9 protein-coding genes are annotated in these 11,574 nt (G+C 45.4%); 6 read left to right on the top strand and 3 right to left on the bottom strand.

Going from position 1 to position 11,574, the window contains the following annotated elements:
- Positions 1 to 154: 154 nt before the first annotated feature.
- Positions 155 to 1,270, bottom strand: coding sequence for a ketoacyl-ACP synthase III (locus M0Q51_10515; GenBank protein ID MCK9400408.1), 1,116 nt, complete (start codon positions 1,268 to 1,270; stop codon positions 155 to 157).
- 86 nt (positions 1,271 to 1,356) lie between these two features.
- On the opposite strand from M0Q51_10515, the gene M0Q51_10510 reads away from it, so the two are divergent.
- Positions 1,357 to 3,402, top strand: a complete 2,046-nt coding sequence (locus M0Q51_10510; protein MCK9400407.1) for an AMP-binding protein — start codon at positions 1,357 to 1,359, stop codon at positions 3,400 to 3,402.
- A 194-nt stretch (positions 3,403 to 3,596) separates the two neighbouring features.
- Here the strand turns inward: M0Q51_10510 and M0Q51_10505 are convergent, their stop codons facing one another.
- Together M0Q51_10505 and M0Q51_10500 are read right to left on the bottom strand one after the other, a co-directional pair.
- The gene (locus M0Q51_10505) at positions 3,597 to 3,833 is read right to left on the bottom strand and encodes an acyl carrier protein (protein MCK9400406.1); all 237 of its coding nucleotides are present in this window, start codon (positions 3,831 to 3,833) and stop codon (positions 3,597 to 3,599) included.
- Between the two features lie 13 nt (positions 3,834 to 3,846).
- A complete protein-coding gene (locus M0Q51_10500) occupies positions 3,847 to 5,592 on the bottom strand; it encodes an AMP-binding protein (GenBank protein MCK9400405.1) in 1,746 nt (581 codons plus the stop codon).
- Positions 5,593 to 5,797: 205 nt separating this feature from the next.
- Between M0Q51_10500 and M0Q51_10495 the strand changes: the two genes are divergently transcribed.
- The 5 genes from M0Q51_10495 (at position 5,798) to M0Q51_10475 (ending at position 11,527) form a co-directional block, all read left to right on the top strand.
- Complete coding sequence (locus M0Q51_10495) at positions 5,798 to 7,282, top strand: B12-binding domain-containing radical SAM protein (protein MCK9400404.1); 1,485 nt, start codon at positions 5,798 to 5,800, stop codon at positions 7,280 to 7,282.
- Positions 7,283 to 7,418: 136 nt separating this feature from the next.
- Complete coding sequence (locus M0Q51_10490) at positions 7,419 to 8,555, top strand: DegT/DnrJ/EryC1/StrS family aminotransferase (protein ID MCK9400403.1); 1,137 nt, start codon at positions 7,419 to 7,421, stop codon at positions 8,553 to 8,555.
- A gap of 33 nt (positions 8,556 to 8,588) precedes the next feature.
- A complete protein-coding gene (locus M0Q51_10485; GenBank protein ID MCK9400402.1) occupies positions 8,589 to 9,167 on the top strand; it encodes an N-acetyltransferase in 579 nt (192 codons plus the stop codon).
- Between the two features lie 40 nt (positions 9,168 to 9,207).
- Entirely contained in the window at positions 9,208 to 10,158 is a 951-nt protein-coding gene (locus M0Q51_10480) for a Gfo/Idh/MocA family oxidoreductase (GenBank protein ID MCK9400401.1), read from the top strand.
- Between the two features lie 73 nt (positions 10,159 to 10,231).
- Complete coding sequence (locus M0Q51_10475; GenBank protein ID MCK9400400.1) at positions 10,232 to 11,527, top strand: nucleotide sugar dehydrogenase; 1,296 nt, start codon at positions 10,232 to 10,234, stop codon at positions 11,525 to 11,527.
- Positions 11,528 to 11,574: the final 47 nt, after the last annotated feature.

Raw genomic sequence — 11,574 nt, 5'->3', positions numbered from 1 at the left:
GCTTTTAACCCCAAGGCCTTGGATGATTATCAACAAAAATATAAAGAAAAGAAAATCAATCAACTAAAGAAGAGAATCGCTCAACTTGAAGCTGCTTGAAAAAAGAAGTTATATAAGAGTCATTGGTCATTGGTCATTGGTCATTGGTTATTGGTTATTGGTTATTGGAACTGCGAACTGGGAACTGCGAACTGGGAACTGGGAACTGGGAAGTGCCGACCTCCAACACTCCTGAGCACACCACTCTCTCGAGCTCCAGCAGCACCGTCCCCCAAGATAATCCAATCCCGAAAGCTGACAGCAGGAATCTGACTTTTTTTGTATTAATTTCTTCCCGCAATTCTGAAACAATGGTCAAAGGTACGGATGCACTGCTCGTATTTCCAAATTTATGAATAGAATAGGGGACTTTTTCTTTCTCCACTTTAAGCATTTTCCGGATGGTTTCGTTGATCAGCCGGTTGGCCTGGTGAAAGACCAGGTAATCAAAGTCATTTAAGGTTTTACCGGCATATTCAAGCGTAGCTTTAATATTGGGGACCACTTCACGAAGCGAAAAATTGAATACCTCTATCCCGTTCAGAGCGATCTGGAGTTTATTCCTGTAAATTCCCTCCCCGTATTTCCTATAGGTGAAGGATTTTTTACTGACCCAGTTCCGAACGCCTCCATCATGGATCATGATGGCCTGATGACCCGATCCATCCGTCTGGAGGTTAAAGGTTATAGGGACTGCAGTCTCATCAAACTCTAAAGCCGTGGCTGTGCCGGCATCCCCGAACAGTGGGTAGGTGCTTTTATCCCTGTAAGATGAGGTTATATTGGATAGATCACCGGCAAGCAGGAGGGCCTTTTTTATACCGGATTGACTCATGAGGCTGCCAATGACCGATAACCCATATAAATATCCCGAGCAGCCCAGTCCAATGTCGAGCGCCATACATGTTTTCGGTAAGGATAACCGGTCTTGTAAAATTGTGGAGCTAGCCGGGATAATATAGTCCATTGATTGAGAAACGAATATTAATGCCTGAACCTCGTTCCGGTCCCATTTTAAATCATCCAGGAGCTTATTCGCCGCTGCAAAACACAGATCGGATGTAGTTTGCCCCTTTTCAGCGATCCGCCGCTTTTCCACTCCAATCATCCTGACCAGTTGATTACGTTCTTTTACTGAAATCCACCGGTAATCAAGATTGGAAACCTCCTTTTGGGGGACCGCGGCCGCCAGACCGCTAATCCGTATGTTTGATATAGAAAAGATTGCCATATGCCTACAAATTTAACCTTATTTTCACATCCATCGGATGATTTTCTACTTTTGCACGGAACTTAATGGCAGCTTAATCTATGGGATTGGATAATTTCCTTCATGACCGGATAACAGAAGAGGATACTTACAGATATACTCTTCCTGAGATTCTTCAGACGCGGGCAAAGCATACCCCTGATCATACGGCCTTTATTTTTTTAAGGGATGGTGACGATGATGAAGAAAGGATTACTTACAAGAAATTAGACCAAGCCGCCAGCGCTATCGCTCTGCGTTTGATCGAAATGAATCTTCAGGGTGAGCGGGCGCTGATGTTGTTTCCGCCCGGACTGGAATTTGTCAAAGCGTTATTCGGATGTTTTTATGCGGGTGTGATTGCTGTACCGGCATACCCACCCCGGAAAAACCGTTCACTCGACAGGATAAAAACGCTGGTAATCGACTCCGGTGCCGGCATTGTTCTTTCTATCACTGACATTTACCAGCTATTCGAACGATCCTTCTCGGACCTGGAAGAACTAGAACAATTAACATGGCTGGTCACGGATAATCTTGACAATACAACCCCCGCCTCCAAGCCTCCAAGCCTCCCCGCTCCCCAACCTGCCGATATTGCGCTTCTTCAATATACATCCGGCTCCACGGGACAGCCCAAAGGAGTGATGGTCACTCACCGGAATATCATTCGCAATGTGGATTTTATCCGTCAAAGCTTTGAACTCTCTCAGAAAAGTGTTTCGGTAACGTGGCTTCCCAGTTTCCATGATATGGGCCTGATCGATGGCGTTATTGAACCAGTTTATACCGGATTTCCAGGAGTAATAATCCCCCCGGTGGCTTTTCTCCAGAAGCCTGTCCGATGGTTAAAAGCCATTTCAAAATACAGAGGCACCCATGGTGGAGGACCTAATTTTGCATTTGATCTTTGTGTTGATGGCATTTCTGAAGAGGAAAAACAAGGGATTGACCTGTCTTCCATGAATACCCTTTATTGCGGGGCAGAACCTATCCGCAAAACGACGTTCGAGAGGTTTGCGGATGTCTTTAAAGATTTTGGATTCAATTCCACGGCACTATATCCTTGTTATGGCATGGCTGAAACCACATTGATCACTTCCGGTCCTGATGCCGGCAGGGGTCCTGTATACCTTGGCATATCAGGCAATGCTATGGAACAAAACAGGATTATCCCGGTTTCAGATAGTGAACCGGATGTAAGGTATCTGGTTGGAGTCGGTTACCCATGGCTGGATACCAATGTCAGGATCGTGAATCCTGAGACATTGCTTCTTTGCCAGGACGATGAGGTTGGAGAGATATGGGTTTCCGGGTCCGTTGTCACAGCCGGTTACTGGAATAAGACCGAAGAAACTGAAAAAACATTCTCGGCTCATATCAAAGATGATCCTGCATGCAATTACTTACGAACCGGCGACTTGGGCTTCTTCCATCAGGGCGAACTCTATATTTCCGGAAGACTAAAGGATCTGATAATTATTCATGGCAGAAATTATTATCCCCAGGATATTGAATACCTTGCCGAGACCAGTCATCCTGTTTTGCGTTCCAATGCAAGTGCCGCTTTCTCCGTGGATGTGGAGGAAGAAGAGAAACTGGTTATTGTCGCAGAAGTGGAGCGAACAGCCATCCGGGACCTGGATTCAGAAGCAGTTTGTGAAGCCATCCGGCAACGGGTTGGCGAAGAACTTGAGCTTGAGGTTTATGCTATTCAGTTGCTCCGTACAGCTAGCATCTTTAAAACATCCAGCGGAAAGACCCAGCGAAAAGCCTGCAAGGAGGGATTTCTTCAAAAGACCTTGGAAGTAGTAGGTGAATCGGTTCTGGAAAAATTGCCGCAGCCCGCAGAAACCAATATCACATTGGCCGACCTGGTTACCATACAGGCCTGGTTGGTAGCCTGGATCCATACCCGGTTGAAAATCCCGATCGAACGCATCGATATGTCCAAACCCATAGCAGCATATGGTCTGAGTTCTATGAAAGCCGTCCGGCTCCAGCAGGATTTTCTTACAAGGTATGGAGTGAACTTTCCCCCTTACCTCTTTTTTGAAAAAATTTCCATCGGGGAACTCTGTGAGAGGGCTTTAGCGTTAGTTAAAGAAAATTAAAATAACTTACAAATGTTTAACCACTAAGGCACTAAGAGCACTAAGAAACACTAAGGCTTGACTTATAAGATTATGATCTGATTATTAAAAAATTTCAAAAATCCCAAATCTTAGTGTACCTAGGTGATCTAAGTGACTTAGTGGTTATAAATAGTCCTTGCAAAACGACTATTTTTCAATATGTTCCGGGTAAATCAGGTTACAATACGTTCCTGGATAATGGCATAAAGATCATTCACCGTTTTGGATTTGGTGATGTCAACAGCATTGATCGTCACATCATATTCAGTCTTAACTAAGGCGATCAGGATCAACGCATTGATTGAATTCCACTCAAATGCTTCCCTGAAATTAGATTCGGGTTTTAATGCACCAGGCTCCAGGTCATCAAATTCCTCTTCAATCCTGGTGATGAAGTCTTCTATAGTCATAACTTAACAGTTTTCAGGGCTGCAAAGGTATTTTATTTATTGGATTCAATTCCCTTTCCCTGATCAATTTTTTGAGTTCAGCGATAACCTCGTCAAATTCTCCGTTCTGATAACTGGAAATCAACTTATAACGCTGGATTTTACCGCTGCTGGTCTTCGGAACCTGGTTGGAGCGGACAGGGACGAAAACATCTATGGTAATCCCGTATGTATCCCGGAAGAAATTACGCAGGCCAAGGAACGTTTCGCATGTTGCCTGGTTGGGCGAGCCGACAAGGAACAGGATGATCTGATCCTGTCCTTTCTTTGGATCGAACCAACCGCCGATAATTACTTTACCATAGCTTATATCTGAATATTTACCGGCCAGGTTTTCCAGGTCATGGGAATAAAGATTCTGGCCACGGACAAATATGATGTCTTTTACCCTGCCGGTAATGTACAGGTTTCCGTCGAAGAAGAATCCTTTATCTCCGGTCTTTAACCAGCCATTATCAAATGAATTTCTTGTTTCAGCCGGATTGTTGTAATAACCGGATGTAACCCCCGCTCCCCTGATCTGAATATTTCCGTCAATCTGGTCTTCCACTTCATGCCCTTTTTCATCAACCACACGTATCTCCGTGTCATTGAGTGCCTTTCCGACACTTACCAGCTCCAGCATTTCCGAGGCATTATCCGTTTCTACCTTTGCCTTGCCTTCTTTTTGAAGCATTGTCCGGTTAAATGATGTGATTACAGGTTCTTTCAATAATTCGGAAAATGATATAGCAAGGGTAGCTTCGGCCATACCGTATGCCGGCATCATGGATCCTTTCCTCAGGCGGTGGACAGAGAGTCTGTCCAGGAAATCGGACATGATCCTGTTTGAAATAGGTTCCGCTCCGTTCACAATGCCTTTTAATGAAGAAAGATCCCAGCTCTGTTCGTCCCTGTTTTTAAGATACCGCAACAGCAATGCCTGTCCGAAATTGGGGCATCCGGTAATGGAGCACCTGACTTTATCCATCACATCAAGCCAGATCGTAGGTTTTTTCACAAAATCGACCGGATCAATGAGGTAATGATTGCTTTTCGCAAAGACCGGGCAAAGATGAAACCCGAATAAACCCATATCATGATATAACGGCATCCAGTTAGCCATTACATCATTGTCAGATATGTCCAGGCCGATGCTGATAGCTGCGAGATTGGTAAGAATGTTTTTATGGGTCAGAATAATTCCTTTAGGATCCCCTGTGCTTCCTGAAGAGAACTGGATAAAAGCAATATCTGTCTCCTTTGCCTGGAACAGAATAGGTTCCGGGTAATCGTTTTTAAGACTTTCGGGATTAATAAGGTTTTTCGAGGGTATGACATCCGACTGGAAGCCTTTCAACAGGTCAGATGACAAGATCACCCTAGGGTTCTGCAATATCCTGTAAACATTCTCAATTTTTTGGGCAGGCTGATTGAACTCGGTAAACGACATCGGCGGTTGAAGAATGGTTGGAATAAGTCCGCTCAGAAAACAGGCCCAGAGAACGGGAATAATCTCCTCGTTTCTTGTCATAACGATCATCACCTTGTCCCCGGGAGCCATCCCCAATGCATGCATTCCTGCTATCATTAACCTTGCCCGGGATAATAGTTCAGAGTAGGTTATGAAATTAATGTTTCCGTCAGGATGAACAAATCCGATCCCTTTGTCCGGGGAAGTCCTGGTAACTGTAAGAAGAAGATCAGTCAGTGTTTTTCTGTCGTATATTCCAGCTTTCATAATAACTTATAGGTTTTCATCCCTTTCATCAATGGCTTGACGTGCCGGGCAAAAGTAGTAAAAAATGCAAGAAGGGAATCCATCCCGCGGGATGGAGTCCCCGGATGAAGAAAAAAATATGAACATTTTGATAACTGAAAATAATGTTGACTATTTTTGATACCAATATTTCCAGCCCCAAGTACTTTAATCCTAATTATTTTAAATGACGATGCAAGCACCAAGGAAATTGCTCCTTATAAATCCTGCTAATAAAGCACGAAAGGGTTTCATTCATGACCAGGGTACCCGGTTTATGCCGCTGGGATTGGGAATCGTCGCGGCCTTGACTCCCCCACACTGGGAAATTGAATTGCTGGACGAAAGTTTTGAGGAATTCACTTTTAAACCTGCCGATCTTGTAGCATTTACCAGTTTTACTGCAAGTGCGCCGCGGGCTTATGAAATTGCAGCGCTCTACCGGGAAAAAGGTATCCACACTGTTATGGGTGGTATCCATGCATCCATGTTTACGGAAGAAGCAGTAAATTATATTGATACAGTTGTAACAGGTGAAGCCGAAGGTGCCTGGCCTGCACTTATAAACGATTTTGAATCGGGTAAGATAAAAAATCTTTACGACGGTGGTATTGTTGACATTAAAACTATTCCCCATGTCAGGCGGGATATTTATAAATATCCTTATGTTTATGATCTGGTGCAAACCTCACGTGGATGCCCGATGGATTGCGATTTTTGTTCAGTCAGCCGCCTTTGTGGTAAGACATACAGGGAACGTGAGGTTGATGAAGTCCTGGATGAACTCGAAAAAACAACCAGGCCCCTGCTTTTATTTGTGGATGACAACCTCGTAAATAATAAAAAAGGTGCTGACGAACGCGCAATCAGACTTTTTAAAGGGATGGTAGAAAGGGGGATAAAAAAATTCTGGACTTCCCAGGCAGCTCTGAACTTTGCTGATAATGCCGAGGTTCTTTACTGGGCCCGGAAGAGTGGATGTGTCATTATCCTTATGGGGATTGAAGCTGAAACTGCCCATGCTCTTAAATCTGTCAGGAAGAACCTGAACCTGAAGCGTGGTGTAGGTTCCTATGAAAAAGTCTTCAGGAAAATACACAGGCATGGCATTGGTATCCTGGCTACCATGATATTTGGGATGGAGAATGATAAAAAAGAAGACCTGTATGCCCGTCGTGATTTTATTAAAAACAGCAGTATCGATATGTACCAATGTACCATACTTACTCCTTTACCGGGTACGGCACTCTATGACCGGATGAAGGAGCAGAATCACATTATTTTAAATAACTATCCCAGTGACTGGCAACAATATCATTTTTTTATAGCTACCGTAAATACGCCAAGCATGAAACGTGAGGAGATTGAATCTTCTATGCATGAGATCTGGCTTAGTTTGTTCAATAAAGAGGCTATGCGCAGGAAAATGTTCAGAACCTTGTGGAATACCAAAAGTATCAAAACAGCCTATTTTGCTTATGCCGGTAATCATAGCTATGGCCGGATGTTTCTTGAAGGCATTTTTCATACTAACCCAAATGGTGTAGATACGAATTTCGAGTGGAAGAACCGGAAGAGGACGTTATACCTTAATTTCACCGATAAAGTCGTATGGTTATTTTATCAGCTTGCCTGGATGAAGATTGTTAAACATTTTTCAGGGAAATTGTAAGAATGCCTGTGGTCATCTCCGAATGTAATTTTTACACCCAGGATGAACCTGTTGCCGTTCGCCTAATAGTCCAATTTTTTCTATCTTTGCCCCGCTTTAAACATTCACAATAACTAAATACCTAAAATCTCTCTTTATGCGCCCGATACGGATGGTCGACCTGAAAACCCAGTACGAAAAGATCAAACCGGAAGTGGATGCCGCCATCCACGAAGTGATAGATACCACATCTTTTATTAACGGTCCGGCCGTGCAACGTTTCCAGAAAAACCTGGAACAATACCTTGGTGTAAAGCACGTCATCCCTTGCGCCAATGGCACCGATGCCCTGCAGGTATCCATGATGGCCCTCGATTTGAAACCAGGAGACGAGGTGATCACCGTCTCCTTCACTTTCGTAGCGACAGTGGAAGTCATCGCACTGCTAAAATTAACACCCATCCTGGTTGATGTTGAACCGGGCACATTCAATATGGACATCGAAGCCCTGAAAAAGGCCATCACCCCCAAAACCAAAGCCATCGTGCCGGTGCACCTCTTCGGTCAGAGTGCCAATATGGAACCGATTATGGAAATTGCCCGGAAACACAACCTGTATGTCATTGAAGATAATTGCCAGGCCATCGGCTCTGATTATACTTTCAGCGACGGATCCAAGAAAAAGTCCGGAACGATAGGGCACATCGGCACTACATCGTTCTTCCCATCTAAAAACCTTGGCTGCTATGGCGACGGTGGCGCCATCTTTACCGACGACGATGCCCTGGCCACACGCCTGCGCTATATCGTCAACCATGGGATGTACGTCAGATATTATCACGATGAGATCGGGGTGAACTCCCGTCTCGACAGTATCCAGGCTGCCTTACTCGACGTTAAATTAAAACATCTGGATGAATTTGCGGCAGCCAGGCGGAAAGCTGCTGATGCGTATGACCGCGCTTTTGCCAACAATCCGAAATTGCAGGTTCCCGTGAGATCCCCCTTGTCTACCCATGTCTTTCATCAATACACCCTGGTGACAAAAGATGTGAACCGCGATAAATTGCTGGAACACCTGCAGGCTAAACATATACCCTGCGCCATATATTATCCTGTTCCCATGCACATGCAGAAAGCTTACCTTGATCCTCGATACAAGGAAGGTGACCTGCCCATCACCGAACATTTAAGCCGGTCAGTCATTTCCCTTCCGATGCATACGGAACTGGATGAAGAACAGATTCGGCATATCGCGGAGGCGGTGTTGGAATTCGTGAAAAGTGAAAAGTGAAGAGTGAAAAGTGAAAATTTTTAATTTTTAATTGTGAAAAAATACTTCGCACACGAATCAGCCATCATCGATGAAGGCTGTAAAATAGGTTTTGGCACTAAGATCTGGCATTTTTCCCACATCATGACAGGCTGTGAGATCGGGGAAAACTGCAATATCGGCCAGAACGTGGTTATATCTCCCGGGGTTGTTCTGGGCAAAAACGTGAAGGTCCAGAATAATGTATCAATTTATACCGGTGTTATTTGTGAAGATGATGTTTTCCTCGGCCCTTCCATGGTTTTTACGAACATCAAAAACCCGCGCAGCGCTGTCATCCGCAAGGATCAATACATGAAAACGCTGGTCAAAAAAGGGGCTTCCATCGGAGCCAACGCCACTATTGTCTGCGGGATAACTATTAACGAATTTGCCTTCATCGGAGCGGGTGCGGTGGTGGTGAAAGACGTGGCCCCCTTTGCCCTCATCCTCGGTAATCCTGGCCGCCATGTTGGCTGGATGAGCGAATTCGGCCACCGGCTGGAATTCAATAAGGAAGGAATCGCAACCTGCCCGGAGAGCGGGGAGAAATACCTGCTGAAGGATGGTTTTGTCAGGAAATTGACTACCTAAAACCACTAACCACTAACCACTAACCAATAACCAATAACCAATGACCCAAAACTTCGCCCTTATAGGAGCAGCCGGCTTCATAGCCCCCAGGCACATGAAGGCCATTAAAGATACCGGGAACAACCTGGTGGCGGCAGTGGACCCGTTCGACTGCGTCGGTATCATCGATACGTATTTCCCGGATACAAACTTTTTCGTGGAAACAGAGCGTTTCGACCGGCACCTGGATAAACTCCGCCGCAAAGGCGAGAACAAAGTGGATTATGTTTCCATCTGTTCGCCGAATTACCTTCATGATGCGCATATCAGGCTTGCGCTGCGGAATGAAGCACATGCCATCTGCGAAAAACCCCTGGTGTTGAACCCCTGGAACGTCGATGCCCTTCACGAGATTGAAATTGAAACAGGCAAAAAGATAAACGTTATCCTCCAACTGAGGTTTCACCCCGCTATCTTGGAACTGAAAAAGAGAATTGAAAGCGGCCCGAAAGACAAGATCTACGATGTAGACCTGACCTACATCACTAGCCGTGGTAAATGGTATTACATCTCATGGAAAGGCGATGTGGAAAAATCGGGGGGCGTGGCCACCAATATCGGCATCCATTTCTTTGATATGCTGTCGCTTGTTTTCGGAGCCACCAAAGAGAACATCGTTCATTATTCGGACCGCTACAGTGCTGCCGGTTTTCTGCATCTTGAGCGGGCGCGCGTGCGGTGGTTCCTGAGCCTCGTTTACAGTACCCTCCCGGAAGAGGTTAAAGCTACCGGCCAGCGGACTTATCGCTCCATCCGGATCGAAGGGGAGGAGATGGAATTCAGCGGAGGGTTTACTGAACTGCACACGGAAAGTTATAGGAAAATCCTTGCAGGTGACGGTTATGATGTTGAAGATGCCCGGCAGAGCATCAATACCGCCTTTGAAATCCGGAATGCCATCCCCGTTGGGAAAAAGGGTGATTATCACCCATTCCTGAATAAGCTTATTTAATCCTCTGTGTAACTCTGCGTCTCCTCTGTGTAACTCTGTGTAACTTTTTATTAATTAATAATTTCTCTATTAAATGAACCTCTACGACCAACTAATTCAAAAACAAGCCAAACTCTCAGTCATCGGCCTGGGCTACGTCGGATTGCCCATCGCCCTTGAATTCGCCCGCAAAATTAAAGTGATCGGTTTTGACCTGAACTCAGATAGGGTGGAAATGATGAAAAAACGCATCGATCCAAGCGAGGAGCTACCTTCCGAAGCTTTTGACGGTTGCGACATTGAATACACTTCCGACCCTGGCCGGCTTAAGGATGCCCAGTTCCACATCGTGGCCGTGCCCACCCCGATTGATCGTCATAACCTCCCTGACCTGACCCCGCTGCTGAAAGCGACCCATACTGTCGGAAAAGCGCTGAAGAAAGGGGATTATGTCGTTTATGAATCTACCGTTTACCCGGGCGCAACCGAGGAAGACTGTATCCCCGTCCTGGAACAGGAATCAGGACTGAAACATATCCTTGACTTCAAAGTGGGTTATTCTCCGGAACGTATTAACCCGGGTGACAAGGAACATACACTCATAACTATTACCAAAGTGGTATCAGGTTGTGATGATGAATCCCTGGATATCATCGCCAGAACTTATGAACTGGTCGTAAAGGCCGGCATTCACCGCGCCTCCAGCATTAAAGTTGCCGAAGCCGCCAAGATCATTGAAAATACCCAGCGTGATGTGAATATCGCCCTGATGAACGAACTTTCCATCATCTTTAACCGCATGGGGATCAATACTTATGATGTGCTGGAAGCTGCCGGCACCAAGTGGAACTTCCTGCGCTTTTACCCTGGCCTGGTTGGCGGTCATTGTATCGGGGTTGATCCTTACTATCTCACATTCAAGGCAAAAGAACTGAAATACCACCCACAGGTGATCGACAGCGGCCGGTTTGTAAACGATTCCATGGGCCCTTATATCGCAAAGCAACTGGTGAAGAAGTTAATCGGTGCCGGCAAAAATGTAATGAACAGCAGGGTACTGATCATGGGGACAACTTTCAAGGAAAACGTTAGCGATATCAGGAATTCAAAAGTTGCAGATGTTTACAATGAATTAAAGTCGTACGGCGTTCATATCGATGTGATCGACCCGCACGCTTCATCGGAAGAGGTGATGAAAGAATACGGCTTCGGGCTGGTCAAATCTCCTTCCGGGAAATATGACGCTGTGATTGTGGCCGTGGCACACAGGGATTATTTGAGCCTCCGGGAAACCGATTTCCGGGCTTTGCTCGATGAAAAAGGAATCCTGGTGGATATTAAAGGCTTGTATCGGAAACGGGTTAAAAGGCTGACTTATTGGAGCCTTTGAATTATTCTTAACCACATAGTCACAATAGAACACAATAGGAAAACACA

The sequence above is a fragment of the Bacteroidales bacterium genome (assembly GCA_023229505.1).
In the GTDB taxonomy this organism is placed as follows: domain Bacteria; phylum Bacteroidota; class Bacteroidia; order Bacteroidales; family JAGOPY01; genus JAGOPY01.
This window is presented reverse-complemented; position numbering and strand designations above follow the sequence as displayed.

Excerpts from the sequence above, each read along its gene's own strand:
- M0Q51_10505 (MCK9400406.1), bottom strand. The coding sequence starts at position 3,833 with ATGACTATAGAAGACTTCATCACCAGGATTGAAGAGGAATTTGATGAC.
- M0Q51_10480 (MCK9400401.1), top strand. The coding sequence starts at position 9,208 with ATGACCCAAAACTTCGCCCTTATAGGAGCAGCCGGCTTCATAGCCCCC.
- M0Q51_10490 (MCK9400403.1), top strand. The coding sequence starts at position 7,419 with ATGCGCCCGATACGGATGGTCGACCTGAAAACCCAGTACGAAAAGATC.
- M0Q51_10475 (MCK9400400.1), top strand. The coding sequence starts at position 10,232 with ATGAACCTCTACGACCAACTAATTCAAAAACAAGCCAAACTCTCAGTC.
- M0Q51_10515 (MCK9400408.1), bottom strand. The coding sequence starts at position 1,270 with ATGGCAATCTTTTCTATATCAAACATACGGATTAGCGGTCTGGCGGCC.
- M0Q51_10495 (MCK9400404.1), top strand. The coding sequence starts at position 5,798 with ATGACGATGCAAGCACCAAGGAAATTGCTCCTTATAAATCCTGCTAAT.
- M0Q51_10500 (MCK9400405.1), bottom strand. The coding sequence starts at position 5,592 with ATGAAAGCTGGAATATACGACAGAAAAACACTGACTGATCTTCTTCTT.